Raw genomic sequence first — 26336 nt, forward strand, 5'->3', positions numbered from 1 at the left:
CCTCAGGCTGTCGGCGGCGCGGCTCGCTGGACTCCTGGTGAACATCGGTAGCCTGCCGACATGCGCCTCACCCCCTCGCGGGGCGTGCTCGTCGCGGCCGCCGTGGTCGTCGGCGCGCTCGTCGCCCCGGCCCTGACCGCTGCCCCCGCGAACGCCACCGAGTACCCCACCTGGCAGGACGTCCAGCGCGCCAAGGGCAACGAGACCGCCAAGCGCGCCGAGGTGCAGAAGGTGCAGGCGGCGCTGCAGTCGGCGCAGGACGAAGCAGCCGCGAAGTCGCAGGCCGCCCTGGTGGCCTCGTCGAAGGCGGACGCGGCCGAGTCGGAGCTGGCGTCGGCCACCCAGGCCGCCACGAGCCTCCAGGCCCAGGCGCAGCACGCGAGCGAGACGGCGGACCGGGCCCAGCAGCGGGCCGGTCAGCTGGCCGCGAACCTGTACCGCGACGGCAGCACGAACCAGATGACCACCCGCATCGCGACCGCGAAGAACCCGGACCAGCTGCTCTACCAGCTCGGCGCGCTCGACCAGCTGTCGGAGACCTGGGCCGGCGTCATGGACGACGCGTCCGTCGCGGCCGGCACGGCGTCCTCGCTGCACGAGCAGGCCGAGCGGGCCGAGACGGAGCGGGCGACGCGCGCGCAGGCGGCCGAGGAACGCTCGGCCGCGGCGAAGTCGGCGGAACAGGCGGCGGACGCCGCTGTCGAGTCGACGGAGCAGCACAGCGACGAGCTGTACGCGCAGCTCGCGTCACTCAAGGACAGCACCGCGAAGCAGGAGGCCGGGTACGAACTCGGGCAGCGGGTCGCCGCGCAGAAGGCGGAGCAGCAACGCAAGCGGGCTGCGGCGGCTGCGGCCGAGGCGGCGGCGAACGCGGCCGCGGCGAACGCCGGCAGCAGCGCCTCCGGCGGCAGCGCGACGAGCGGCGGCACCGGCTCGTCCTACCCGAGCACCGGGGGCGTCGCCGTGGACCCCGCGGCGGCGCAGGCCTACGCACGGAGCGCACTCGGGTCGTACGGGTGGGGCTCCGACCAGTTCTCGTGCCTGGTGTCGCTCTGGACGCAGGAGTCCGGGTGGCGGGCGAACGCCCTGAACGCCTCGAGCGGCGCCTACGGCATCCCGCAGTCGCTGCCGGCCGAGAAGATGGCGGTCGCCGGAGCCGACTGGCGCACCAACGCGAACACGCAGATCGACTGGGGGCTCGCGTACATCAAGAGCGCCTACGGATCACCCTGCGGGGCGTGGGGCCACGAGATGAGCGTCAACCCGCACTGGTACTGAGCGCTGGGCCGGCCGGGCGCCGGTCGCCGGCTGCTCACCGCTCCACCAGTCGGAGCGCCTGCAGGGGGCACATCGCGACGGCGTCGGCCGCAGCGGCCCGCTCGTGCGGACGGACCGGGACGTCGCGGGTGCCGGTGTCGGGGGTGCCGGGGTCACCCGGATTGCCGGCCCGGACACCGGGATCGCCGGGGTCGCCTCCGGCCCGGGCGCCGGGGGTGCCAGCCCGGGCGATCGGGTAGCCCCACTCGTCGCGCTCGAGCCGCTCGGCGAGCAGTTCCGTGCACAACCCCCGGCCCCGGCAGCGCGTCCAGTCGACGTGCAGCGAGACGACACCCGCGCCTGCACCCGCGCCCCCGCTCACCACGCACCCCCGCGCCGCAGCAGGCACCGGCCACCGAGGTGCGCCTGCACGTCGTCGTGGAACACGTCGAGCGCGCTCCGCACCATCCGCGCCACCCCGTCCGGGTGGTGACACGCCCCACGACCGTGCACCAGCGCGGCGACCCGACGCACCTCTCCCGCCAGGTCCCCCGCTGGGCGCCCCGAGGCCAGGTCCCCGACGACGTCGGCGATCCGCGGCAGCCCGTTCACGCACGGTCCGCACCGTCCGGCCGACGCTCCGGCGAGCGCCGCCGCCAGCCGTGCCGTCACCGCGATCGGGCAGGTCCGGTCGTCGAGCACGGCGAGCACCCCGGCCCCGGGCGCGGCACCCCACCGAGCCAGTCCCTCGGGGTCGAACGACGCGTCGAGGGCCGCGGCCGGCAGCCACGTCCCGCCCCATCCGCCGACCAGCACGGCGCGCGTGTGCGCCGGATCGGTCACCGGCAGCCGGGAGGCCCGCAGCAGTTCCCCGAGCGGCACACCCCCGGCGGTCTCCAGCACCACCGCGGTGGTCGGGTCCGTCACATCGCTCACCGTGACGAGCCGGGTGCCGGGGGCACTCGGGCTGCCGACGCCCCGGGCCCACGCCGCCCCGAAGCGCACGACGAGTGCTGCCTGGGCGAGGGTCTCGACGTTCGACACCAGGGTCGGTCGCCCGCTCGGGCCCCGTTCGGCGAGCCGCACCACGCGGTCCTCGGGCACACCCCGGCCACCGGCGACGGCCGAGGCGAGGGCGCTGGCCTCCCCGGAGACGAAGGAGGCGTGGGGCAGGACCCGCAGGCTGATCGGCACGGGGTCGCCGCCGCGGTCGGTGCCGCAGTCGGCACCACGGTCGGCGCGTTCCGCGAGGGCCCGGCGGACCGGACCGGCGAGTCGGTCGCTCGTGGCGAGCACCGCCTCGGACGCACCGACCGCGGCGGCCGCGACGACGATGCCGTCGAGCACCAGGTGCGGTGCGCGCTCGAGCAGGACGGCGTCCTTGCGGCTGGCGGGTTCCCCCTCGGCGGCGTTCGCGACCACGAGGGGCGCACCCCGACCCCGACGGCGGCCGCGGACGGTCACGGCGGCGAGCTTCCGGGCGAGCGGGAACCCGGCTCCGCCGCGGCCGTCGACGCCGGCGCGGCCGAGTTCTTCGACCAGCCACGGGCCGAGCTGCGGCAGCGGGCCGAAGGTGTCCTCGTGGTCGGTGCGGGCCGGACCGGGTGCGGCCAGGAGCCGTCGGGTGCCGGTGGGTGGGACGACGGTGCGGGGGTGGGTCAGGGTCATCGGACGACCTCCAGCTTCGCGGAACGGAACTCGGTGACACGGGCGGTGCACCGCCAGACGACGGCGCCGACGACGGCCGCGGTGCAGACGCCGGCGAGCACGAGGAACCACGCGGAGGTGCCGTCGGTCCCGGTGCCGACCGCGTGGGCCAGGGCGACCGGCCACATGGCGTAGGCCGCCCAGTGCACGGCGCGGAAGGCCCGCGGGCCGATCACCCGGCGGAGCAGTGCGGTGACGACGAGCACGACGAGCAGGTCGACGGCCAGGGTGCCGAGCCCCAGCCAGAACCACCGGTCGGCGCCGACGAACGGCACGACCGTGTCGAGGAGGCGCAGCTCGGCCTCGGTGTCGAGCAGCAGCGACCCCACGTGCACCGCGACGAACACGGTGGCGGCGAGGGCGACGTCCCGGTGCACGAGCTGCACGGCGAACCGGGGCAGCCCGGGCAGCGGTCGTCCTCCCCTGCTGACGATGCCGAGGAGCACCGTGAGGGTGAGGAGCAGGACGGCGGTGACCCCGAAGCCCCGGCCGATCACCCAGAGAGCGGTGTTCATCAGGCGACCGCCGATCGGTCGTCGTCGGCGCGCTGGCCGTCGGTGCCCTGGTCGTCGGGCCAGCCGCCGAGCCGTACGACCGTGCCGTCGGCGGCGACGAGCCGGGCGGCGCGTCCGCTCTGCCGGAGCCACTCGGCGGCGGTGCGACCGCGCACCACGGCGGCGGTCGTCATCGTGTTGGCGGTGGTGCACGACGGGGCGACGACGGTCACCGTGCGCCAGACCGGCTCGGCGGGCAGACCCCACCGGGGGTCGAGGATGTGGTGCCGGGCGGTGCCGTCCTGCTCCCAGCGGCGCTTCTGCGTGCTCGAGGTCGCCACGGACCACCCCGAGGCGATCCGGACGTGGTCGACCGGGTCACCCTCGAGGTCCGCCACCCGGACCTGCCAGCCGCCGGACGGATCCGGGCCGGCGGTCGCGACGTCACCGCCGAGGGACACCAGCGCCCCGATGCCGAGCCGTGCGGTGATGCTCGCCGCGGCCATGTCGGCGGCAGCGGCCTTCGCCGTGGCACCGAGGTCGAGGGTGACGCCCTCGGGGATGCGCAGGAACGTGCCCGACAGCAGGATGCGCTGCCACGCCGGACGATCGTCGAGTGCACGCGACAGGGCCTCGGGCGACGGGACCGGCCGGGCGTCGGCGAAGGCGGCGTCGTACCCGAGGGACACCATCCGGCGCCCGAGGGTGGGGTCGACGTCACCGTCGGAGAGCCGGGCTGCGTCGAGGGCCTGGTGCACCAGTGCGGCGAGGAGCGGCGACACCTCGGTGCCACGCACGAGGTCGTCGGCGCGTGCGGTGAGTTCGGAGTCGTCGCGGAAGCGGCTGCACGCGGCGTCGACGGCGGAGGTGACCTGCCGGACGCAGGACTCCGCGGCAGCGAGGTGCCGACGGTCCCGGTGGTCGAGGACGACCCGGGCGGTCGTGGTCCAGAGGTCCCAGCCGGTGGCGGCGCGCACGGTCACGACCCCGTCGTCGTGGTGTCGGAGGTCCCGCCGGTGGTGCCCTGCGACACCCCGGTGTCCGAGTCGCTGGTCCCGGAGTCGCTCGTGGCGGAGTCGGTCGGCTGGGTCGACGAGTCGGTGCTCGTGTCGGCACTGCTGCTGGACTCGCTGCTGCTGGAGTCGCTGCTGCTGGAGCTGCTCGTGCTCGTGTCGCTGCTCGTGCTGGTGCTCGCCTGCTCGTGCCCGAGCCAGAGCCCCGCACCGGTGACCATCGCCACCACGAGCCCGCCCACGCTGACGAGCGCACTCGTGATCCGTGCGGATCGCCTGCCGCTGCCTCTGGTGTCCATCGGTGCTCCTCGTCGTCACGACGAGGTTCCCGAGGGCACCGATGAGCCAGCCGCGCACCCGCCGCGCACCGACCGTACGAACCCTGTGGTCCGTCTAAGAGCACGTGCTCCCGTCGACGGCGGCGGGACGCGGGTCAGTGGCCGAGGCCGCCGAGCAGGCTCGCGAAGTCCGGGGTCGCGGGGAGCGCATCGGCTTCCTGCGGGGCCCGCCTGGAGGCCCGGATCGCCCAGGCCAGGTCGGCTCCGGCCCGGCGGATGCGACCGTCCAGGGCGGCCGCGTCACCGTCGGTCCCCCAGTCGTCGGTCGCGGCGAAGACCCCCGTGGGCACGATCGCCGCGCGCAGGTACGCGAAGACGGGCCGGAGGGCGTGGTCGATCGCGAGGGAGTGCCGCGAGGTCCCGCCGGTGGCACCGAGCAGGACGGGCATGTCGGCCATCGAGTCCTTGTCGAGCACGTCCAGGAACGACTTCGCCAGTCCGCTGACGCCCGCGGTGAAGATCGGCGTGACGAACACGACGGCGTCGGCCTCGACCACGGCGGCCATCGCTGCCGAGAGTGCCGGGGCCGCGAAGCCGGTCAGCATGGCGTCGGTGATCTCGTGCGCGAGCGGCCGGAGTTCGACGTGCACGACGTGTGCCGGGGTGCCCTCGGCGACGAGCGACGTGACGGCGGCCTCGCCGAGACGGTCGGCGAGCAGGCGGGTGGAGCTGGGCTCGGAGAGTCCGGCGGAGACGACGGCGATGGTGGTCATGATGCTTCCCGACTTTCGATGCGTTTGCATGAACATAGCATCCAACCGAGTCACCGTCACGACCATTCCCGCCGTCGAGCAGCGTGCCGATCGGTCACGACTCCCCGCGTGTCGACTGCGGAGCGGCCACGAAGTGTCGACTGGAACCCCGGCAACCGACGAACTGTGACCGCCGCACGAGCGCAGGCGACGTGTCGTGACCGACCTCGCGACCGACCGAGCACGGAGCGCGAACTGAGCGGGGCCCCGCCGAGCATCGAACACCCCGGGAACGAAGAACGCCCCGGTCCTCACGAGGAGGACCGGGGCGTTCGGTCAAGCGTGTGTCGGTCGACTAGCGACGCAGGCCGAGGCGCTCGATGAGCGTGCGGTAGCGGGCGATGTCGACGTCGGAGAGGTAGCCGAGGAGACGGCGACGCTGACCGACCATGAGGAGCAGGCCACGACGCGAGTGGTGGTCGTGCTTGTGCTCCTTGAGGTGCTCGTTCAGGTCGTTGATACGACGCGTCAGAACGGCGACCTGGACCTCGGGGGATCCGGTGTCGCCCGGGTGGGTCGCGTACTCTTCGATGATCTCCTCCTTGACCTGTGCGTCAAGTGCCATGGTGATCCCCTTCCTGTCCGTTGCGCGGTGCCCGTGCCTGATGCACGAGCGCTCTTTGTCCGCGGCCGTTCGACGGCAACCGCACAAGACTACCAGAGTCCTAAGCGGTCCTGGGGTGCAGACGGCGTCGGCGACGACGCTCCGGCAGCAGGCTGCGGACGAGTCCGACCAGCGTCGCGCCGAGCAGTCCACCGAGGCCGTTCGACAGCACGTCGCGCGGGTCCGCGACGCGGTACGGGAGGTAGGTGGCCTGCGCGAACTCGATGCCGGTCGACAGCGCGACCGCGACGAGCGCGCCGAGGATCCACCAGCGCCGGGGCAGCCACAGCGCCGCGAGCATCCCCACGGGCACGAACATCGCGATGTTGGCGAGGAACTCGGTGCGCTCGTACGTGAACCAGGCACCGTGCGGCAGCTGCTGCACCCAGGCGATCGCGTGCAGCACGAGGGAGTTCTGGGCCGAGGTGAAGACCTGCGGGGTCAGCGTCATCCGCCAGATCACCCAGGCGTAGCCCGCGGTCAGGGCGAGGAGGAGGAGTCGACGGAACATCCGCACAGTGTGCTGCACGGTCCTGCGCGGTCGCTGGAGCGCTCCTGTCAGCCGTCGGTGCGACACCTGGGCGATCGCGGATCGGCGCTGGTCAGGACTCCCCCGCACCTGTCAGCATGGGTCCGGGCGCGATCGGTGCCCGCACCACCGACACCGCACGGTCAGATCAGGAGCACCGCAGCATGCCGGAGCACGAGGCACCCAGCACCCCACGCCGCAACCGCACCGGCGGCCTGCGGCAGTGGGGGTGGATCGCCGCTGCGGCCGTCGTCGTCGCCGCGGTCGTCACGACCCTCGTGGTCGTCGGCCCGTGGAACGGCGGCCAGCCGGACGGCGACCGTACCCCGAGCGGCCGCAGCGTCGCCGAGCGGAAGTCCGCGGCCGAGGCGTTCCCGGGCGGGCTCGCGCGCCAGCCGACCGCCGTGAACCAGGCCGGCCTCCGCGAGCGCCAGGCCCGTGCCGACGGTGACACCCAGACCGCCGAGCAGATCGCCGTGATCGCCGACCAGCCGATCGCGACCTGGCTGACGAACACCTCGCGGGTCGAGACCCGCTCGACGATCCGGTCGGTGGTCAGCACGGCGGAGGAACGTGGGGGCACCCCCGTGTTCGTCCTCTACAACATCCCGGACCGTGACTGCGGCAGCTACTCGAAGGGCGGCACCGAGGACGACGCCTACCTGCCGTGGGTCCGGTCGGCCGTCCGGGCGATGGCCGGTTCGCACGCCGTCGTGCTCGTCGAACCCGACTCGATCGCCCAGATCCAGAACTGCGAGCGGCTGCGCGACGAACGCCTGCCCCTGCTGCGGAAGGCCGTCGACGCGCTGACCGGCCACGGGCTCACCGTGTACCTGGACGGCGGCAACGAGAACCGTGTGCCGACCGCCACCATGGCCGACTGGCTGCGGCAGGCCGGCGTCGACGAGGTGCAGGGGTTCTTCACGAACGTGTCGAACTTCTACCGCGTCGACCAGGAGCGCGCGTACGCCGACGAGCTCGCCGACGCGGTCGGCGGCGACCCGCACTTCGTCATCGACGTCTCCCGGAACGGGCAGGGGTGGCGGGGCACCTGGTGCAACCCCGAGGGCGCCGGCCTCGGCCAGGAGCCGCACGTCACCGGCGGCAGCACGCGGCTCGACGCCCTGCTCTGGGTCAAGACGCCGGGGCTCAGCGACGGCACCTGCAACGGCGGCCCCGCGGCCGGCCAGTGGTGGGAGTCGTACGCGCTGGCCCTCGTCGAGCACCGCAAGCGCGACTGACCGCCGCCCGACAGCCCGCGCAGGGCCGTGTCGGTGCCCGGTGGTTGCATGTGCGCATGACCGCGACCGACCGCATCCGCTCCGTCGTCCCGCCCTACCTGCTCCGCGCCGTCGCCGGTGCCGACGCGTTCCCCCGGGCGGCCTCGGCGGCACGCACCGCGCTGGCCTCGCTCGACGCCGTGCAGGCGCCGAAGCACGCGCACCTGGTCGCACCGCGCGGCGTCAGCGGTGCGGTCGACCGCTCCCCGCAGCGGACGATCACCGACGCGCACGGCACCACGACGCTGCCCGGCACCGTCGTCCGGCGCGAGGGTGATGCCGACTCCGGTGACGCCGCGGTCGACGAGGCGTACGCGGGCCTCGGCGCCACGCACGCCTTCTGGCTCGAGGTGTTCGACCGGTTGTCGATCGACGGCGCCGGGCTCCCCCTCGACGCGACCGTGCACTACGGCCAGGACTACGACAACGCCTACTGGGACGGCCGCCGGATGGTGTTCGGCGACGGCGACGACGAGGTGTTCCGCCGCTTCACCGTCGCGCTCGACGTCATCGGCCACGAGCTGGCGCACGGCGTCACGCAGTACACCGCCGACCTGACCTACCAGGGCCAGTCGGGCGCCCTCAACGAGTCGATCAGCGACGTCTTCGGCTCCCAGGTCGCCCAGTACGCGGCGGGTCAGACGGCGGAGCAGGCGAGCTGGCTCATCGGCGAGGGGCTGTTCACCGACGCCGTGCAGGGCGACGCGCTCCGGTCGATGCGGGCCCCCGGCACCGCGTACGACGACCCGGTGCTGGGCAAGGACCCGCAACCGGCGACCATGTCCGGCTTCGTCGTCACCACGGACGACGCCGGCGGGGTCCACACGAACTCCGGCATCCCGAACCACGCGTTCTTCCTGGCGGCCACGGCCATCGGCGGCCCCGCGTGGCCGGGTGCCGGTGCCGTCTGGTGGGACGCCCTGACGTCGACCGAGGTGACCGCTTCGATCGACTTCGCGGGCTTCGCCACCGTCACCGTCGACGCGGCCGGGCGGCGGTTCGGGGAGGGCTCCACCGAGCAGACCGCGGTCCGTCAGGCCTGGCAGCAGGTGGGCGTGCTCGACTGAGCAGGCCACCCGGGCGTACCGTCGGGGCCATGCGCATCGAGGTCCGCCGCTCCGGGGGGTTCGCCGGCACCACACGACGCTGGCGGGTCGACACCGACACGAGCAGCGACCCGACGGCGTGGCCCGACGTCGTCGACGCGCTGCGGCGCACCCAGGCACCGACGGCCGCGCCCGTCCCCGACGACTTCAGCTGGACGATCACCGTCGAGCGCACCACCGTGACGATCCCTGGTCGCCGCCTCGACGGCCCGTGGGCCGACCTCGTCGCGCGGGTGCGGTCCGAGGGCGACCCGACCTGAGCCGGGAGGCCCGTGGCGGGCCCGCACCGGGCCTCCCGTCCGCCCCGCGGGGACGCCACCGCCCACCGATCGTGCGCAGGAACGGTCGCGTGGGACCGACGGACCCGACCGTTCCTGCGCACGAAGTGCGCGGGGACACGCGCACGACCGTCAGTCGACGTCGATGACCGTCAGGCGACGGGTCGGACGCGTCATCGCGACGTACACCGCGGCGGCGGCACGGGCGGCGTCGGCACCCACGCCGTCCGGGTCGACGAGCAGCACGCCGTCGAACTCCAGACCCTTGGCGTCCGCACCCGTCAGCACCGTGAGCGAGCCGGCGTTCGGCGAGGCGAGGCCCCGGACGTCCGCCTCGGTGCGGGCGAGCCGCTGCCGGACCGTGTCGACCTGGGCCTCGGGGACGATGACGCCGATGGTGCCGGATCCGATCCGGGCACGCTCGGCGTCGGCAACGGCCACGACGGTGTCGAGCAGGTCGGCCCGGGCGACGCGGACGCGCTCGACGGGGTCACCGTCTCGAACGGCCTCGTTGCGGGTGACCGTGAGGCCGGCGCTGTCCGCGAAGGCCCCGGCGGCCTCGACGATGGAGCGCGGGGTGCGGTAGTTCACCGTGAGCTGCTCGATGCGGTGGTCGAGCGGCACCTGCGGCGCACGGCCGCGTCGGCGACGCGCGAGCGCCCCGATGACGTCGTCCCAGGTGCGTGCGGCACCGGGCGAGGAACCCTGCGCCATGTCGCCGACGATCGTGAAGGAGCGCAGCGGGTTGCGGCGGGCGAGCACGCGCCACTGCATCGGCGAGAGCTCCTGCGCTTCGTCGACGACGATGTGCCCGTAGGTCCACTCGCGGTCGTCGGCGGCGCGCTCGGCGGTGGAGCGGGGGTCGCCGCCCTCGGCGAACGAGCCGGCGACCTGCTCGGCGCTGACGATGCCCTCGACGCCCATGTTCTCGATGGCCTGGCGGGCGTTCTCGATGTCACGGTTCCGGCTGGCCTTCGCCGCGCGCTTGGCGGCGCCGCCGGTCGGGTCGAACGGGCCGAGCAGTTCGGCGGCCTCGTCGAGCAGGGGGACGTCCTCGACGGTCCAGGCCGTGCCGCGGGCACGCTGCAGCAGGGCGCGGCGCTCCGGGGTCCAGTCGGGGGTGAGCGACGCGAGCCAGTTCGGCCGGGCGTAGAGGTCCTCGAGGAACTTCTCGGGCGGCAGCGGCAACCACGCGGTGTTGAGCAGCACACGGGCGTCGTACGAACTCCGGATGTCCTCGCGCAGGACCTTCTCGTCGGCCTCGTCCACCGTGGTGCCGCGCTCCCGCAGCTGCTCGGCGAGCAGGCGGGTCATCGCGTCGAGGGCGGTCTTGTTGAACGTGACGCGGGCGGCGTTGTGCGGCTTGCCGCGGTCCTGCGCGCGCTTCATGGCGTCGGCGACGAGCTGCGGCGGCACGACGAGCCGCTCGCCCTCGATGTCGAGCGTGACCGACTCGGTCGGCACGACCTGGCGCGAGCGCACGGCCCGGCGCAGCAGTGACGCCATCTGCGCGGCGCCCTTGACGGCGGCGACGTCGCGGGTGTCGTGCGTCGTCGCGTGCACGCCCGGGTAGAGCGAGCCGAGCGACGCCATCACGACACCGGTCTCGCCGAGCGACGGGAGCACCTGCTCGATGTACGTCAGGAACGCCGGGGACGGGCCGACCATGAGCACGCCGGAGCCCCGCAGCCGCTCGCGGTACGAGTACAGCAGGTAGGCGGCTCGGTGCAGCGCCACGGCGGTCTTGCCGGTGCCGGGGCCGCCCTGCACGATGAGCACGCCCTCGAGCGGGGAGCGGATGATGCGGTCCTGCTCACCCTGGATCGTCGCGACGATGTCGGTCATCCGGCCGGTGCGTTCGGCGGTCACCGCGGCAAGCAGCGCCCCCTCGCCCTGCAGGTGGGTGCGCTCGTCGTCGTAGAGCGAGGCGTCGAACACCTCGTCCTCGACGCCGACCACGCGACGGCCCTGCAGGGACAGGTGCCGGCGGGAGCGCATGCCCATCGGGTGCGCTGCGGTGGCCTGGTAGAAGGCGCTCGCACCGGGGACGCGCCAGTCGAGCAGCAGCGGCCGGTGCTCGGCGTCGCGGAGCCCCACGCGGCCGATGTACCGGAAGGTGTCGTCGGGGTTGTCGGGCTCGGCGACCTCGAGCCGGCCGAAGACCAGCCGGTCCCCCACCCGTTCGAGCGTCGCGACGGTGTCCTCGTAGAGCCGCGCGTACGCGTCGCGCTCGCTGCGGCTCTGGTGGTTCCCGCCGACCGCCTGTCGGCGGGTCTCGGCGAGGCGCTGCTCGGCCTCGGCGGTCAGCTCGTCGAGACGACGGAAGAGGCCGTCGACGTAGCCGCGTTCACGGTCGATCTCGGTCGGTTCGGACACACGCAACCCTTCGGGAAGAGGGGGAACCAGTGTACTGCCCACCGGGAGCCCCGCTGTCCCCGAAGGGTCGCGTCTGGGTCACATCTCTTCGTGCGTGTCCGGGTCGCCGTCCCACAGACGACCGCGCTCGAGCGCGGAGATCGCCTGCACCTCGTCGTCGGTCAGCTCGAAGCCGAAGACGTCGAGGTTCTCCTTCTGGCGGGCGGCGTCGCCCGACTTCGGCACCGGCACCGCACCGAGCTGGACGTGCCAGCGCAGCACGACCTGGCCGGGTGCCACACCGTGCGCCGCGGCGGCATCGACGATCGGCTGCTCGGTGAGCAGTTCCGACCGCTTCGCGAGCGGGCTCCAGCTCTCGGTCACGATGCCGAGCTCCTGGTGCACCTTCCGCAGTTCCGCCTGGGGGAAGTACGGGTGCAGCTCCACCTGGTTGACGGCCGGGGCGACCCCGGTGGCGTCGACGATGCGGCGCAGGTGCTCGGGCGTGAAGTTCGAGACGCCGATCGAGCGGACCTTGCCGCTGTCGCGGAGGTCGACGAACGCCTTCCAGGTGTCGACGAACTTGTCCACCGACGGGTTCGGCCAGTGGATCAGGTACAGGTCGACGTGGTCGAGCCCCAGGTTGCCGAGGGTCTCGTCGATCGAGCGGTGCGCCTCGTCGTAGCCGTGGTGCCGGCCGGGCAGCTTCGACGTGACGACGAGGTCCTCGCGCGCCACCTCGGACTCACGGACGGCCTTGCCGACGGCGTCCTCGTTGCCGTAGTTCAGCGCCGTGTCGAGCAGCCGGTAGCCGCTCGCGATCGCGGTGCCGACCGCGGCAGCACCCTCGTCGCCGTTCAGGCCGTAGGTGCCGAGGCCGAGCTCCGGGAACCGGTGGCCGTCGTTCAGCTCGATCGTCGGGGCACCGACCTGCATCAGCGGACCCCGAGCAGGTCGATCACGAAGATGAGGGTCTTGCCGGACAGGAAGTGGCCACCACCGGCGGGGCCGTAGGCGAGCTCCGGCGGGACGACGAGCTTGCGGCGTCCGCCGACCTTCATGCCGGGGATGCCCTCCTGCCAGCCGCGCACCAGGGCCGCGAGCGGGAAGTCGATGGGCTCGCCGCGGTTCCAGGAGCTGTCGAACTCCTCGCCGGTCTCGTACTCGACCCCGGCGTAGTGGACCTTGACGGTCGAGCCGGCGGACGCTTCCTCGCCGGAACCCTCGACGATGTCGGTGATGACGAGCTCGGTGGGGGCGGGGCCCTCGGGGGCGTCGAACTCGGGCTTGCTGTTCAGGTCAGTCATGCGGATCAGTCAACCAGAGCGCGCACCGGGCACGCGCAACGAGCGTCCAGCCCGCAGAATGGTTCCACCGTGACACCATCGACTCCCGCACCGCCGCGCCGCCGCCTGCTCGCCGACCTCACCCCGCTCCGCCGCTCCCCCGCCTTCGCCCGGCTCTGGGCCGGCACGGCGATCGCCGGCATCGGTACCCAGATGACCACCGTCGCCGTCGGGCTCGAGGTCTACGAGATCACCCGCTCGACCTTCGCCGTGGCCCTGGTGGGTGTCATCGCACTCGTGCCGATGATCGTCGCCGGCCTGTACGGCGGCATGCTCGCGGACGCCTTCGACCGACGCCTCGTCGCGCTCGTGTCGTCGATCATCGCGTGGGTCGCCGTCGCCCTGATCGCCACGCACGCCTGGCTCGACCTGCACAGCGTCGCACTGCTCTACGTGCTCGCGACGGTCAACGCCGTGGCCGCCACCGTCAGCAACGCCTCCCGCTCGGCCATCGTCCCGCGGCTCGTCGGCACCGACCTGCTGCCCGCGGCGAGCGCCCTGGGCGGGATCGCGTCCGGGTTCCAGGTCACCGTGGGTCCGGCGATCGCCGGCGTGCTCATCGCGACCGTTGGGTTCGCGCCGACGTACACGATCGACGTCGTGCTGTTCACGTTCGCGTTCCTCGGGGTGTTCACGCTGCCCCGGATGGCCGCCGACCACGACGCACTGCGGCCGGGGCTCGGCTCGCTCATCGAGGGCGCGAAGTTCCTGCGGCGGTCGCGCAACATCACGATGACCTTCGTGCTCGACATCATCGCGATGACGTTCGGGCAGCCGCGCGTGCTGTTCCCGGCGATCGGGGCGCTCGTCATCGGCGGCGGATCGATCACGGTCGGCATCCTGACCGCCGCGTACGCGATCGGAGCGCTGCTGTCGAGCGTGTTCTCCGGGCCGCTCGGGCACGTCCGACGCCAGGGTGAGGCCGTCGGCTGGGCCATCACGGCGTACGGCGGGGCGATCGCGGCCTTCGGTGTGGTCATCGCGCTGGCGCACGTGCTCGGCGGCCGCTCGGGCGAGGCGTTCGGGGTCGAGATCCTGCCGGCGCTCGGGCTCGCGGCGCTGTTCCTGGCGATGGCCGGCGGTGCGGACAACGTCAGCTCGGTGTTCCGGAACACGATCCTGCAGGCGGCGTCGCCGGACGGCATGCGCGGTCGGCTGCAGGGCATCTTCATCGTGGTGGTCACGGGCGGCCCGCGGCTCGGCGACCTGTACGCCGGCCTGGTCGTCGCGGCCGGCATCGCGTACCCGCCGGTCATCGGCGGCGTGCTCATCATCGGCCTCGTCGCGCTGCTCCTCCGGATGGTCCCGTCGTTCCGCCGCTACGACGCCCTGCACCCCCACGCCAACTGACCGCGAGCGGTGCGCGCGGCCATCTGCCGGACTGTCCTCCCTCGCGAAAGCGACAGATCTGCACGAACCATCCGCGGACATCCGTCGCTTCAGCGACGCGGACGGCGGACCGACGCGGGATCGTGTCGCTTCGGCGGGGTGGACGCGACCACCATCGGCCTGGAGGCGCGGGGCGGGCCCGCCACGGGCCTCCAGGCCGTCACGTGTCGGGTACCGTACGACACATGCCGGACAGCGCATCGCGCGACCTCCAGCGGACGGGAGTCCGCGCCGTCGTCCGGCGCACCTACCACTCGGTGATCCGGCACCGCGTCGTCGACGCGGCCGCGTCGCTGACGTTCTTCGCGCTGCTGACGGTGTTCCCGACCGCGCTGGCGGTCGTGTCGGCGCTGTCGATCGTCGACCGCAAGGGCGACAGCCTGACCGACATCGTCGAGGTCCTCGGGTTCATCGTCCGGCCCGAGACCGCCCAGCACCTCGAGGGGCCACTCCGGCAGCTGCTGACCCTGGACAACCCGTGGCTGGGGTTCACGATCGGCGTCGTGCTGACGCTCTGGTCGCTGTCCGGCTACGCGACGGCGTTCGGGCGGGCGATGAACACCGCCTACGAGGTCGAGGAGGGCCGGCGGATCTGGAAGTTCCGCAGCATGATGCTCCTCGTCACGCTGCTCGTCATGGTCGGCGGTGCCGTCGCCATCGTCATCCTGCTCGGGACACCGACGATCTCCGAGGCCGTGATCCGGCAGCTCGGGTGGGCGCCCTGGATCGACGACGTGTGGAACGTGGTGAAGTGGCCGGTGCTGGCGGCCGACCTCGTCGTGATGGTGGCGGTGCTCTACTACGCGACGCCGAACGTGAAGACCCCGCAGCTGCGGTGGGTGTCGGCCGGTGCCGCGTTCGCGATCGTGACCTGGGCCATCGCCACGGTGGGGTTCGCGCTCTACGTGGAGACCCTCGGTGGCGGGAACCGCGCCTACGGGTGGCTCGGTGGCGCGATCCTGCTGCTCGTGTACCTGTACATCTCGAACTTCGTGCTCGTGGTCGGCGGGGAGCTCGACTCCGAGGTGATCCGGATGCGGCAGCTGCTCGCCGGCATCGAGGCGGACGAGTCGATCCGGCTCCCGCTCCGCGACGTCACGCGGAACTTCACGCTCGCGCGCTGGCGGGACCAGGACATCGCGGCCGCGCAGCACGTCCGGGCCGAGGCCGCGCGGGTCGCCGAGGACGAGGACGCCGAGCTGACCCCGAACGAGGAGCACCTGCGGGCGATGGCGCAGCAGGTGCGGGTGGGCGAGCGGCCGTTGCCCTGACGGGGGTGCGCGCGTGCGTGGGCGCGCGCGTGCGCGTCCGCGTCCGCTTTTTCGCGCGGACGCCCCGCGTCAGCGCTTGCGCGCCTCGGCGTCCAGCATCTCCTCGGTGACGATCGGGATCGCACCCGTCGCCAGCTCGATCCCCGACAGCCGTGCCGGGCTGAGCACCCGCATGACCTGGTCCTCCTCCATCAGCCCCGCGGCCACGACGAGCGTCGAGATCGGCGTCGAGGTGGTCAGCGCCGTGTGCGCGATCGACGCCGCGGCCGCGTACCCGATGTACGGCGTCAGCGCGGTGACGACGCCGACGTTCGTGTCGACCTGGGCGGCGAGCTTCGCCTCGTTCGCCTCGATGCCGACGACGCAGTGCTCACGCAGGGTCGCGCAGCCGCGGGACATCCACTGCAGCGACTGCAGGATCGAGTGGGCGATGATCGGCTCGAAGGCGTTGAGCTGGAGTTGCCCGCTCTCCGCCGCCATCGTCACGGTGGTGTCCGCGCCGGCGACCGCGTAGGCGATCTGGTTCACGACCTCGGGGATCACCGGGTTGACCTTGCCGGGCATGATCGACGAGCCGGCCTGGCGAGCCGGCAGGGTGATCTCGCCGAGGCCCGCCTGCGGACCGGAGGACAGCAGCCGCAGGTCGTTGCAGATCTTCGAGAGCTTGGCGGCGCTGCGCTTCACCGTGCCGGACAGGGTCATGAACGCACCGGCGTCACTCGTCGCCTCGATGAGGTCGGGGGCGGTGACGACGTCGATGCCGCTCGCCTCCTGCAGCTGTCGGCGGACCTCGTCGCGGTAGAGCGGGTCCGCGGTGATCCCGGTGCCGATCGCCGTCGCGCCGAGGTTCATCTCGGCGAGCAGCGGCATCACCTTGCGGAGCAGGTCAGCGTCCTCCTGGATCGTGTGCGAGAAGCCGGTGAACTCCTGCCCGAGGGTCATCGGCACCGCGTCCTGCAGCTGCGTCCGGCCCACCTTCAGCACGTCGGCGAAGGCGCGGCCCCGCTCGGCGAACGCCGCGGAGAGCTCCTCGAGCTGCACGATCAGACGACGGACCCCGAAGATCATCGCGATCTTGATGCTCGTCGGGTAGGTGTCGTTCGTGGACTGGCTGCGGTTCACGTGGTCGATCGGGTGCAGGTACGCGTAGTCGCCCCGCTCCCGCCCGAGCAGTTCGAGGGCCCGGTTCGCGAGTACCTCGTTCGTGTTCATGTTCGTGCTCGTCCCCGCGCCGCCCTGCACGACGTCGACGACGAACTGCTCGCGGAGCGCTCCGTCGCGGACCTCCTGCGCTGCACGGTCGATCGCGTCGGCGCGCTCCTCGTCGAGGACACCGATCGCCCGGTTCGCCCGCGCCGCCGCCTGCTTCACGGTGACGAGCGCCTCGATGAGGTCCGGGTACACGGCGATCGGAACGGAGGTGATCGGGAAGTTCTCCAGTGCCCGCAACGTGTTGATGCCCCAGTACGCATCGTTCGGGACCTCCCGTGATCCCAGCGAGTCGCTCTCGGTCCGCGTCGTCGTCGTCACAGGTGCCTCCTCGTTGCCGGTCACACGTCGAGGCTAGTCCCGTCCGTCCGGCCGGTCCGGGAACGCGCCGGGGCTGTGCGGAGCGGGCGGCGTGCCCGCGCGAGCGCCTCCCGTCGCTTCGTGAGCAGAAGATGTCGGCTCGCGCTGCGGGACTCGACATCTTCTGCTCACCAAGCGCGCCGCCTGCGCGCCCGCGACGGCCTGGAGGTCCGGTGCCAGGCCGCCACGGGCCTCCCGTCCGACCCGCCCGCGCACTTCATGAGCAGAAGGGGTCGCGTCCCACCCGGCGACGCGACATCTTCTGCTCACCAAGCGCGCCGCCCACGCGAGCGGGCGGAATGGCGTGGTCGCGTCCGCCACACACGGCGGCATTTCGCCCGCTCGCCCGCGACGGACTGGAGGCCCGGTGCCAGGCCGCCACGGGCCTCCCGTCCGACCCGCGGTCATGCCCCGGACGCGAGCGGGCGAAATGGCGGGGTAGGCGCGAGCGCGGACGCGGGCGTTTCGCCCGCTCGCGCTGCGGGCGCGGCGAACGCGCGCCCGCCCGCGCACTTCGTGAGCAGAAGGGGTCGGGTTCCACACCGCGACTCGACATCTTCTGCTCACCAAGCGCGCTGCCCGCTCGCGAGCGTGCCCGTCAGTGGAACTGCGGGACGATGAGGTAGATGCCGTAGAGCACGACGGCGCCGCACACGACGAAGCACGCGACGGCAGCGGCGCGGAGTGCGCGTGCGGCCGCCGAGGCTCCGGCGGGGTTCGGGAAGCCGGCGGTGGCCGGGCCGATCGTGCCGTCCTCCTTCACGGTGAACTTGCCTTCGCGGGTGTCGGCGGCGCTCCAGAGACGGAGGCCGACCGAGTACACGGCGACGACGAAGCACGACGAGACCACGGCGACGAGCGCCACCGTGAGGAATGCAAACCAGTCGATGCCCATCAGCGACGGCCTCCCTTGCGGGCCGCCATGCGACGGAGCGTGCGCTCGCGGCTCAGTTCGGCGCGACGCTGGGCGACCGCGTCGGCACGCTTCTTGCGCTGCATGTCACGCAGCTCCTTGCGGGTCAGGACCGCGTTCGCGGCGACGTCGACCTCGATCGCGGAGGCCTGCTCGTGCGGCTTGCGGAGCGACCAGAGGTACAGGCCGAGGATGACGGCGGCACCGACCACGGCGTCGATCACGAGCCCGATGACACCGAGACGGGCGATCCCGGAGGCGACGGCACCGACCGCAGCAGCGGCAGGCAGGGTGATGAACCAGGCGATGACGATCTTGCCGGCAGTCGACCACTGGATCTTCGAGCCCCGGCGGCCGAGACCGGCACCGATGATGGAACCCGAGGACACCTGCGTGGTGGACAGTGCGAAGCCGAGGTGGCTGGAGGCGAGGATCGTCGCCGCGGTCGAGGCCTCGGCCGCGAAGCCCTGGGTCGCCCGGATCTCGGTGATGCCCGAGCCGAGCGTGCGGATGATGCGCCAGCCACCCGTGTAGGTACCGAGCGCGATCGCGAGGGCACAAGCCACGACGACCCAGAACTGCACGCCCTGGTTCGACGACTGCGCGCCCGAGGCGATGAGGGTCAGCGTGATGACACCCATCGTCTTCTGCGCGTCGTTGGTGCCGTGTGCCAGGGACACCATTGAGCTGGTGAAGACCTGCCCGATCCGGAACCCGCCGCGCTCGTTCGGGAACACCGGCCGCTTGGTGATCCGGTACGCGATGCGCGTCGACAGGAACGACACGAGCGCCGCGATCACGGGCGAGGCGAACGCCGGGATGATCACGACCGTCAGCAACGCGACGTAGTTGACCGACTGGAACCCGGCTCCGACGATCGCGGCACCGATCAGCCCGCCGAACAACGCGTGCGAGGACGACGACGGCAGCCCGCGGAGCCACGTGATCATGTTCCAGACGACTGCCCCGATCAGGCCCGCGAAGATCATCTCGGGGCTGATCGCGACGCCACCGGGGCCCTCGTTGATCAGCCCGTGCGAGATCGACGTCGCCACGGCGGTGCTGAGGAACGCACCGACCAGGTTGAGCACCGCAGCGACGGTGACCGCCACCTTGGGCTTCATGGCGCCGGTCGCGATCGGGGTCGCCATCGCGTTGGCGGTGTCGTGAAAACCGTTTGTGAAGTCGAAGAAGAGGGCCAACGCGATGACCAGGACGACTATGAGTGTGATGTCCACCGCGGGCAAGTGTCCCAGGCGTCGGCCCTTCGAGCAAACCTGATCGGCAACCTGTTGTTCACCGTCGCTTCACACTCGTTCAGGTTCGGAACCATGCCGATGGAAGAATGGGTCCATGGACACCGCTGAGCTCCTCATCCTGTTGATCGGATCGCTCGCGGTGACCGGGTTCGCCCGCGCCAAGGGGCTCCCCGCTCCCCTGCTCGTCACAGCGGTCGCCCTGGCGGCCTCGTTCCTGCCCGGGCTGCCCCCGATGGAGATCGACTCCGAGGTCATCCTCACGGTGATCCTGCCGCCGCTGCTCTACTCCGCCGCGCTCGACGTGTCGTGGCAGAGCTTCCGCGGCTCGATCAAGCAGATCCGACGACTCGGCATCTTCCTGGTGATCGTGACGGCCCTGGTCGTCGGCGGGGTGGCGTACCTGCTCATCCCGGACATGACGCTGCCTGCGGCGATCCTGCTCGGCGCGATCGTCGCCCCGCCGGACGCGGTGTCCGCCGCCGCGATCGGCCGGAAGCTCGGACTCCCCCGGCGTGTCATGACCGTGCTGTCCGGCGAGAGCCTCATCAACGACGCAGCCTCGCTGACCCTGGTGCGCGTGTTCACGCTCATCATCGCCGGCACGTCGCTGACGGTCTGGCAGGACCTCGGCATCTTCGGGCTCGCGATCGGCGTCGGCCTGGTCGTCGGCATCGTGCTCGGCGTCGTCGTGCACTGGATCCGGATGCGCATCAACGACCCCGTGGTCGAGACGATCATGAGCATCCTGCTGCCCTTCGTCGCCTACATCCTCGCCGAGGACCTGTCCGGCTCCGGGGTCATCGCGGTCGTGACGGCCGGCCTGTACATCGGCTACAACTCGCCGAAGGAGGGCTACGCGACCCGCCTGCAGGAGCGCCCGCTCTGGACGAGCATCGACGTCATCCTCGAGGGCTTCGTGTTCGCGCTCATCGGCCTGCAGCTCAACACCGTCGTGCAGGACCTGGTCGAGAGCGAGCGGAGCCTCGGGCAGACGCTCACCGCCGCGGCCGTCGTGCTCGCGGTGGTGATCCTGGTCCGGCCGCTGTTCGTCTTCGAGTCCTACGCGCGCAACCGGTTCAACGGGAAGTGGCTCCGGCCGCTCCGGATCAAGCTGTCCCGCGGCCACCCGTCGCTGCGCTGGATGCGTGGTTCCGCCGAGCCGAAGCTCAACTGGCGGGAGCTCACCGTCATCTCGTGGACGGGCATGCGCGGCGTGGTGACCCTTGCCGCAGCCGTGTCGGTCGTGGCGAGCCCGACGCAGATCCCGGCGCAGGACACCATCTTCATCATCGCCTTCTTCGTCACCGTCGGGACCCTGCTGCTGCAGGGACTCACCTTGCCGTTCGTCATCCGCGCGCTCAAGGTGCAGGACCCCGCCGAGGGCGAGGAGGACGTGCGCAGTGAGATGCGGCTCAACCAGCGCACCACCGAGGCCGCGATCGAGCTGCTCGAGAAGCGGCGTCCGGCGTGGGCGAAGCAGTACGGCTCGGAAGCCGTCGACTCGGTGGTCAACCGGCTGAAGGCGCGACTCGAGCGTCAGGCCGAGACGTTCCGTCAGGACGCCGAGGAAGAAGAGGACGAGGGGCGGAACGTCGCACTGCGCCTGCGTGGCTCGCAGATCCAGGACATCCGGCGCGAGCTCCTCGACCGCCGCCGCGAGATCGTGCTCGAGGAGCGGGAGAAGGGGAACCTCGACGAGGAGGTCATGCGCCGCGTGCTCGTGACCCTCGATGCGGAAGAGCTCGCGATGGACTCGGCGCAGGCGTCGCGCAGTCGCTCCTGAGCACCCCGGGCGTATCCTGGCGCTCCGATCGAGAGCAGGAGCAGAGCGCCGAGTGAGCACGCCGCGGAACGACGTCCCCAGGAACGACGACGGACCGGAGCGCCCCGGCGGTTCCCGTCCCACGCCGCCGAAGCCGCGTGGGACCAGGCCCTCCGCACGTGGGACCAAGCCGCGTCGTGGCGGCAAGGTCGCCGGGCACACGCGTTCGGGACCCCGGCGACAGGCTCCGGTGCCCGCGCCCCAGCAGCACGGCGCCTACCGCCGGTGGTACTCGACCCTGCACCCGTCGCTGCAGCTGATCGGCCTGCAGCTCTGGATGCCGCTGTTCTTCATCGTCGGGTTCTGCCTGTGCTACGTCTTCGCGTTCCACGCCCCGCACCCGCACGACGTCCCGATCGCCCTGATCGGCAGCGACCCGGCGTTCGTGCAGGCGGTGCAGCAGGCGTTGCCCGGCGAGTTCGTGTTCCACACGTACGACTCGCTCGCGCAGGCGAAGCGCGACGTGGTCGGCGGCTCGATGGCGGTCGCGTACGACCCCGCCGCGAACGAGTTCTTCAAGGCGAGCGCGCACCAGTTCCAGGTCGCGAGCCTCGTGCCGGCCACCCTCACCGCGGTGCTGACCGGCCTGGGCGTCGCGACCCCGAAGGTCACCGAGCTCGCACCCCTGCCGGCGTGGGACGAGTACGGCACCGTGGCGATGTACGTCATGCTCGCGTGGTGCATCGGCGGCTACATGGTCGCGATGTTCATCGGCATCATGGGCGGCCCGCTCCGGCACCGCACCCGGATGACGGTCATCGTGGTCGGCGGCCTGGTCATCTCGCTCATCACGAACACGCTCGCCGGGCCCGTGCTCGGCGCCATCCACGGGCACTGGATCCAGCTCGTGCTCATCGCCTGGGGCTGGATCGTGGCGATCGGCCTCGCGGTGAACGGCCTGAGCTACTTCGTCGGCCGGTTCATCGCCGCCCCCGCGATGATCTGCTTCGTCTTCCTGTCCATGCCGTCGTCCGGCGGCGCCTACCCGAAGTGGTTCATGCCCGAGCCCTTCGCCTGGCTGAACAACGTCGTCGTCGGCTCGAGCATGGTCGACATGATCAAGCACCAGGTCTACGGCGTCGGCCCCGGCCCGGCTCGCGGACTGATCACGATGGCCTGCTACGCCACGGCTGGCCTGGTGCTGATGTACTTCGGCAAGAAGTGGTGGGAGCGCCGACGGATCCGGGCGATCGTCACCGGCCGGACCACGATGTTCCAGGACGCCAACACCGCCAACCGCGAGTTCCTCGGCGGGCAGCGCGACGCCGAGCTCGAGCGCCACGGCCTGACCTCCACCGAGACCGGCACCCTGAGCGTGCTGCGCGACGACGACTGGGAGGACGAGCGCACCGGCGGTGACGTCTTCACCGGCGGTCGCGACGGCCTGGAGCCGGACGCGACGCCGACCGGGCGCATCGCCGTGCAGCGCCCCGCGAACCGGAAGGAACCGCGACCGGCGGCGGCTCCGCACGGCAAGCACGCCGACCGCTGACGCGTATCCTGATCGGATGAACCCGCGCATCACCTGGCACCGCGTCCTCATCACCGTCGTCGTCGTGTTCCTCGTGCTGACGGTGGGCTTCTACGCCGCGAGCGTCCTGCTCGCGCCCGCCGACGGCCGCGGCACCGCCGGGCTGTTCGTCGGGTGGGCGATGTTCTCGATGATCGGCGCGATCGTCGTCGGCATCATCGACTTCTTCGTGCGGCCCCTGGGTGGCCGGAGCGGCGACGCCGACGTCATGGCCGCCGCCGAGGAAGCGCGCACCGGCAGCACCCGCACCCAGCAGCCGCGCTAGCAGCCAGCAGCTAGTCCTCCACGCCGACGCCCACGCCCGTCCCGGTGAACCCGGCGACCGTCGCGTCGTCATCTGCGAACGTGAACCGCGCCCGGACGTTGCCGCCCGCGAGCACCCCCGGCAACCAGTAGCGGGCGTCGTCCCACATCGCGTCGTAGGGCACGGTGTTGACAGGGATCCACCGCGGCTCCAGTTCGTCAGAGCCCGACGGGTCGCCCTGCCAGCGGCGGCAGACGAAGACGTCCGAGACCTGGGACCAGGACGGTCGGTACGGGAACCGGTAGTCCAACGTGCCACGGGCCTCCAGGTCGACCGCGTCGAGCCGCAGGCCGACCTCTTCACGCACCTCGCGCACGGCGGTCTCGACCGCCGACTCGCCGGCCTCGCGCTTGCCGCCGGGGCCGACCAGCCGGCCCGTGCCGAGACCGCGGCGCTTCTCCCCCAGCAGGACCTCGGGGCCTGCCTCGCCGTCGCGCAGCAGGTACACGACCACCACCCGGGGATGCTGGGACTTGCTCTCGTCGCGAAGGGTCACGCGTCCAGTGTGACCGATGGAGTGTCGTACGCTTTTCCCATGGCAGGCGTGCTGCGGGGGCACCATGGCTGAGCCCCGCAGGACCGGGCGCAGCCTCGAAGTGCTGCGCGCCGAGGCCGCCGAGGAGATCTCGATGCTCGTCGAGCACCGGAGCCGTCAGGGCGAGGACCCGTGGGAGTTCATGCCGACGCTCCCCACCGTCGACGAGCAGGTCGTGCTGATCCTGCGCGCGGATGCCGTCGACCTGGACGAGGCGATCGGCAAGCGGCACGCGCAGTGGTCGAGCCACCCGGCGTCCGGGCAGGGCACCCGGCTGGGCGAGGAGTACCACCGGCTGCGCCGGATCGCGCTGCAGCACCCCGAGCTGACGCCCGCCGTGTGGAAGCTGCTGGGCGCGCTGCCCGAAGCCGGCTGAGCTGCGGTTGGATGGACGCATGACCGAAACCGTGCTCGCCGTCCTCAACCAGCCCTCCCGCGACGCTGCGCCGCACGACCCCGCGGCCGACGCCTTCACCTGGGCGAAGCCACTCGAGGAGCACGTGCAGGTGCAGGACCTCGGCGTCACGCGCGGTGACGGCGTGTTCGAGACGATCACGGTGATCGACGGTCGGCCCCAGGCCCTCGAGGCGCACCTCGCCCGTTTCGGCCGCTCCGCCGCGATGCTCGACCTGCCCGCTCCCGACCCGGAGGCCTGGCGCCATGCCATCGAGGCCGTCTGCGCCCGCCTCGACCCGGTGCGCGAGGCCTTCGCCAAGACCGTCCTGACCCGCGGCGTCGAGGGCACCGACCGCCCGACCGGGTGGGTCTACGCCGCGCCGTCGGGCGACTCCACGGCCGCCCGCACCGAGGGCATCTCCGTCGTCGTCCTGGACCGCGGGTACCGGCACGACGTCGAGCGCACCTCGCCGTGGCTGCTGCAGGGCGCGAAGACGCTGTCGTACGGCGTCAACATGGCCGCCCTGCGCGAGGCCGTCCGCCGCGGCGCCGACGACGCCCTGTTCGTCTCGAGTGACGGCTACGTGCTCGAGGGCACGCGCGCGAACCTGATCATGAAGGTCGGCGACCGGCTCGTCACGCCCCGCACCGACATCGGGATCCTGGCCGGCACGACGCAGGCCGACGTGTTCCGCTTCGCCGAGCAGGAGGGCATCGAGACCGCCTACGAACTCGTCACCCTCGCCGACCTGGCGGCGGCGGACGCGCTCTGGCTCGTGTCGAGCGTGCGGCAGGCTGCGCCGATCCGTTCGGTGAACGGCGACGCGCGGCCGATCGACGCGGAGCTCACGACGCGCATCAACGACTTCCTGCTGGCGCGCGAGGTCTGAGCACGCGGCGCCCCCGGCGCAACGGCCTGGAGGCCCGGATCGCGACTCGCAGGCACGTCGCGATCCGGGCCTCCCGGCTGTGCACCCGCTACCAGCGCGGGGTGGTGACGCCGGCCCCGTCGGTCCACGCGAAGACGGGCTTGCCGTCGATCCAGACGCGCGTCGCGCGGCTGGTCGCGTCGAGCGGATCGCCGTCCCAGAGCACCAGGTCGGCGTCGTAGCCCTCGGCCAGCCGACCGACGCGGTCCCCGAACCCGAGGAACTCGGCCGGGTTGACGGTGAGCGCCTCGAGTGCGGTCTGGGCGGGCAGGCCCTCCTTCACGGCGGCGGTCGCCTGGTCGACGAGCATGTTGATCGGCACGACCGGCGCGTCCGTCGTGATGGCGACCCGGACGCCGGCCGCCGCGATGGTGGCGAGGTTCGGGATGCCGCGGTCGCGGAGCTCGACCTTCGAGCGGCTGGTGAAGAGCGGGCCGTAGATGACCGGGATGTCCTTGGCGGCCAGCACGTCGGCGATCTTGTGCGCCTCGGTGCCGTGGTTCACGACCAGGCGGTAGCCGAACTCCTCGGACAGGCGGATCGCGGTGGCGATGTCGTCGTGGCGGTGGGTGTGCTGGTCCCAGACGAGTTCGCCGTCGAGCACCCGGACGAGCGTCTCCTTCGTCAGGTCGCGGGCGAACGGCTCGTCCTTCGCGGCTGCGGCATCGCGGGCGGCCTTGTAGTTCTGCGCCTCGACGAAGGCGTCGCGGATGATCTTCGCGACGCCGAGCCGGGTCGAGGGCGTCTGGCCCTTGCCGCCGTAGACGCGCTTCGGGTTCTCGCCGAGGGCGCTCTTCACGCTCACCGAGTCGGAGATGAGCTGCTCGTCGATCGTCCGGCCACCCCAGGTCTTGATGGCGACGCTCTGGCCGCCGATCGGGTTGCCGGAGCCGGGCTTGACGACGATGCTCGTGATCCCGCCGGCAAGGGCGTCCCGGAAGCCCTCGTCGTCGATGTCGATCGCGTCGATCGCGCGGACGCCGGCCATGTTCGGGGCGGTCATCTCGTTCGTGTCGTTGCCGGCCTCGCCGTTGGCCTCCTCGTGGATGCCGACGTGGCCGTGCGCCTCGACGAACCCGGGGACGAGCCACGAACCCGCGGCGTCGATGACCGTCATCCCCTCGGGCGGGGTGACGTCCGGACCGATCGCGGTGATCCGGCCGTCCTCGACGACGACCGCGCCGCCGTCGAAGGCTGGAGCGGAGACGGGGACGACGTGGGCACCGGTGATCGCGAAGGAGTTGCTCATGGCACCAACGGTACGCGGGGGCGCGGTGCGCGGGCGGGACCGGGGGGGGCGGGACCGGGGGGGGGGGGGCGGGCCCGCGGGGGGGGGCGCGCGGCGGCGAGCGGCGGCGG

General features: G+C 72.3%; 27 protein-coding genes. 11 read left to right on the forward strand and 16 right to left on the reverse strand.

Annotation, left to right across the window (positions count from 1 at the left end; genetic code table 11):
- Positions 1-60 precede the first annotated feature (60 nt).
- Positions 61-1278, forward strand: a complete 1218-nt coding sequence (locus QRN49_RS16780; RefSeq protein WP_284756779.1) for a coiled-coil domain-containing protein — start codon at positions 61-63, stop codon at positions 1276-1278.
- Between the two features lie 34 nt (positions 1279-1312).
- On the opposite strand, the gene QRN49_RS16785 is transcribed toward QRN49_RS16780, so the two are convergent.
- The 8 genes from QRN49_RS16785 to QRN49_RS16820 all read right to left on the reverse strand — a co-directional run bounded on the left by QRN49_RS16785 (position 1313) and on the right by QRN49_RS16820 (position 6676).
- The gene (locus QRN49_RS16785) at positions 1313-1753 is read right to left on the reverse strand and encodes a ferredoxin (protein WP_284756781.1); all 441 of its coding nucleotides are present in this window, start codon (positions 1751-1753) and stop codon (positions 1313-1315) included.
- The gene (locus tag QRN49_RS16790) at positions 1636-2925 is read right to left on the reverse strand and encodes an NADH-ubiquinone oxidoreductase-F iron-sulfur binding region domain-containing protein (RefSeq protein WP_284756782.1); all 1290 of its coding nucleotides are present in this window, start codon (positions 2923-2925) and stop codon (positions 1636-1638) included. The genes QRN49_RS16785 and QRN49_RS16790 overlap by 118 nt, the downstream gene beginning before the upstream one ends.
- On the reverse strand, positions 2922-3479 hold the full coding sequence (locus QRN49_RS16795) for a ferric reductase-like transmembrane domain-containing protein (RefSeq protein ID WP_284756783.1): 558 nt from the start codon (positions 3477-3479) through the stop codon (positions 2922-2924). Before QRN49_RS16795 ends, QRN49_RS16790 begins: the two co-directional genes overlap by 4 nt.
- Positions 3479-4441: an FAD:protein FMN transferase gene (locus tag QRN49_RS16800; protein WP_284756785.1), complete on the reverse strand. Its 963-nt coding sequence runs from the start codon at positions 4439-4441 to the stop codon at positions 3479-3481. Before QRN49_RS16800 ends, QRN49_RS16795 begins: the two co-directional genes overlap by 1 nt.
- Positions 4438-4770 (reverse strand): hypothetical protein, encoded by a 333-nt coding sequence (locus tag QRN49_RS16805; protein ID WP_146245001.1) that lies wholly within the window; start codon positions 4768-4770, stop codon positions 4438-4440. The genes QRN49_RS16800 and QRN49_RS16805 overlap by 4 nt, the downstream gene beginning before the upstream one ends.
- 134 nt (positions 4771-4904) lie before the next feature.
- Entirely contained in the window at positions 4905-5522 is a 618-nt protein-coding gene (locus QRN49_RS16810) for a CE1759 family FMN reductase (RefSeq protein ID WP_111038865.1), read from the reverse strand.
- 334 nt (positions 5523-5856) lie between these two features.
- The gene (rpsO, locus tag QRN49_RS16815) at positions 5857-6126 is read right to left on the reverse strand and encodes a 30S ribosomal protein S15 (protein ID WP_284756788.1); all 270 of its coding nucleotides are present in this window, start codon (positions 6124-6126) and stop codon (positions 5857-5859) included.
- Between the two features lie 100 nt (positions 6127-6226).
- A complete protein-coding gene (locus QRN49_RS16820; RefSeq protein WP_084741173.1) occupies positions 6227-6676 on the reverse strand; it encodes a VanZ family protein in 450 nt (149 codons plus the stop codon).
- Between the two features lie 182 nt (positions 6677-6858).
- On the opposite strand from QRN49_RS16820, the gene QRN49_RS16825 reads away from it, so the two are divergent.
- The 3 genes from QRN49_RS16825 to QRN49_RS16835 are packed head-to-tail and all read left to right on the forward strand — an operon-like array spanning position 6859 to position 9340.
- A complete protein-coding gene (locus tag QRN49_RS16825; RefSeq protein WP_284756792.1) occupies positions 6859-7935 on the forward strand; it encodes a glycoside hydrolase family 6 protein in 1077 nt (358 codons plus the stop codon).
- Positions 7936-7991: 56 nt separating this feature from the next.
- A complete protein-coding gene (locus tag QRN49_RS16830) occupies positions 7992-9041 on the forward strand; it encodes a M4 family metallopeptidase (RefSeq protein ID WP_284756794.1) in 1050 nt (349 codons plus the stop codon).
- Between the two features lie 29 nt (positions 9042-9070).
- Entirely contained in the window at positions 9071-9340 is a 270-nt protein-coding gene (locus tag QRN49_RS16835) for a protealysin inhibitor emfourin (RefSeq protein WP_284756796.1), read from the forward strand.
- Positions 9341-9490: 150 nt separating this feature from the next.
- Here QRN49_RS16835 and QRN49_RS16840 read toward each other — a convergent pair whose 3' ends face one another.
- The 3 genes from QRN49_RS16840 to QRN49_RS16850 form a co-directional block, all read right to left on the reverse strand.
- Positions 9491-11734 (reverse strand): HelD family protein, encoded by a 2244-nt coding sequence (locus tag QRN49_RS16840; protein ID WP_241660464.1) that lies wholly within the window; start codon positions 11732-11734, stop codon positions 9491-9493.
- A 78-nt stretch (positions 11735-11812) separates the two neighbouring features.
- Complete coding sequence (locus QRN49_RS16845) at positions 11813-12649, reverse strand: aldo/keto reductase (protein ID WP_027464743.1); 837 nt, start codon at positions 12647-12649, stop codon at positions 11813-11815.
- Complete coding sequence (locus QRN49_RS16850; RefSeq protein WP_173035534.1) at positions 12649-13020, reverse strand: FKBP-type peptidyl-prolyl cis-trans isomerase; 372 nt, start codon at positions 13018-13020, stop codon at positions 12649-12651. Before QRN49_RS16850 ends, QRN49_RS16845 begins: the two co-directional genes overlap by 1 nt.
- A 69-nt stretch (positions 13021-13089) precedes the next feature.
- Between QRN49_RS16850 and QRN49_RS16855 the strand changes: the two genes are divergently transcribed.
- Together QRN49_RS16855 and QRN49_RS16860 are read left to right on the forward strand one after the other, a co-directional pair.
- Positions 13090-14409, forward strand: a complete 1320-nt coding sequence (locus QRN49_RS16855) for an MFS transporter (protein ID WP_284756801.1) — start codon at positions 13090-13092, stop codon at positions 14407-14409.
- Positions 14410-14633: 224 nt separating this feature from the next.
- Positions 14634-15719 (forward strand): YihY/virulence factor BrkB family protein, encoded by a 1086-nt coding sequence (locus tag QRN49_RS16860; RefSeq protein ID WP_194654252.1) that lies wholly within the window; start codon positions 14634-14636, stop codon positions 15717-15719.
- A gap of 69 nt (positions 15720-15788) precedes the next feature.
- On the opposite strand, the gene QRN49_RS16865 is transcribed toward QRN49_RS16860, so the two are convergent.
- From QRN49_RS16865 to QRN49_RS16875, 3 genes are all read right to left on the reverse strand, one after another.
- The gene (locus tag QRN49_RS16865; RefSeq protein ID WP_258370489.1) at positions 15789-17249 is read right to left on the reverse strand and encodes an aspartate ammonia-lyase; all 1461 of its coding nucleotides are present in this window, start codon (positions 17247-17249) and stop codon (positions 15789-15791) included.
- 637 nt (positions 17250-17886) lie between these two features.
- Positions 17887-18183 carry a hypothetical protein gene (locus QRN49_RS16870; RefSeq protein WP_152377618.1) on the reverse strand — a complete coding sequence of 99 codons (297 nt, stop codon included), beginning with the start codon at positions 18181-18183 and terminating at the stop codon, positions 17887-17889.
- Positions 18183-19439: an inorganic phosphate transporter gene (locus tag QRN49_RS16875; protein ID WP_284756805.1), complete on the reverse strand. Its 1257-nt coding sequence runs from the start codon at positions 19437-19439 to the stop codon at positions 18183-18185. Before QRN49_RS16875 ends, QRN49_RS16870 begins: the two co-directional genes overlap by 1 nt.
- 115 nt (positions 19440-19554) lie before the next feature.
- Between QRN49_RS16875 and QRN49_RS16880 the strand changes: the two genes are divergently transcribed.
- The 3 genes from QRN49_RS16880 to QRN49_RS16890 all read left to right on the forward strand — a co-directional run bounded on the left by QRN49_RS16880 (position 19555) and on the right by QRN49_RS16890 (position 23078).
- On the forward strand, positions 19555-21243 hold the full coding sequence (locus QRN49_RS16880; protein WP_284756807.1) for a cation:proton antiporter: 1689 nt from the start codon (positions 19555-19557) through the stop codon (positions 21241-21243).
- 229 nt (positions 21244-21472) lie between these two features.
- Positions 21473-22774: an ABC transporter permease gene (locus QRN49_RS16885; RefSeq protein ID WP_284756809.1), complete on the forward strand. Its 1302-nt coding sequence runs from the start codon at positions 21473-21475 to the stop codon at positions 22772-22774.
- A gap of 16 nt (positions 22775-22790) precedes the next feature.
- Positions 22791-23078, forward strand: coding sequence for a hypothetical protein (locus tag QRN49_RS16890; protein ID WP_027464737.1), 288 nt, complete (start codon positions 22791-22793; stop codon positions 23076-23078).
- Between the two features lie 10 nt (positions 23079-23088).
- Here the strand turns inward: QRN49_RS16890 and QRN49_RS16895 are convergent, their stop codons facing one another.
- The gene (locus QRN49_RS16895; RefSeq protein ID WP_284756811.1) at positions 23089-23613 is read right to left on the reverse strand and encodes an 8-oxo-dGTP diphosphatase; all 525 of its coding nucleotides are present in this window, start codon (positions 23611-23613) and stop codon (positions 23089-23091) included.
- Between the two features lie 64 nt (positions 23614-23677).
- Here QRN49_RS16895 and QRN49_RS16900 point away from each other — a divergent pair, with 64 nt between their 5' ends.
- Together QRN49_RS16900 and QRN49_RS16905 are read left to right on the forward strand one after the other, a co-directional pair.
- Positions 23678-24028, forward strand: a complete 351-nt coding sequence (locus tag QRN49_RS16900) for a tryptophan synthase subunit alpha (protein WP_027464736.1) — start codon at positions 23678-23680, stop codon at positions 24026-24028.
- 19 nt (positions 24029-24047) lie between these two features.
- A complete protein-coding gene (locus QRN49_RS16905; RefSeq protein ID WP_284756813.1) occupies positions 24048-24938 on the forward strand; it encodes an aminodeoxychorismate lyase in 891 nt (296 codons plus the stop codon).
- 88 nt (positions 24939-25026) lie between these two features.
- Here the strand turns inward: QRN49_RS16905 and QRN49_RS16910 are convergent, their stop codons facing one another.
- Complete coding sequence (locus QRN49_RS16910) at positions 25027-26226, reverse strand: amidohydrolase (protein ID WP_284756814.1); 1200 nt, start codon at positions 26224-26226, stop codon at positions 25027-25029.
- Positions 26227-26336: the final 110 nt, after the last annotated feature.

The sequence above is a fragment of the Curtobacterium sp. ME-Dv--P-122a genome, from assembly GCF_030209645.1.
GTDB lineage: Bacteria > Actinomycetota > Actinomycetes > Actinomycetales > Microbacteriaceae > Curtobacterium > Curtobacterium flaccumfaciens.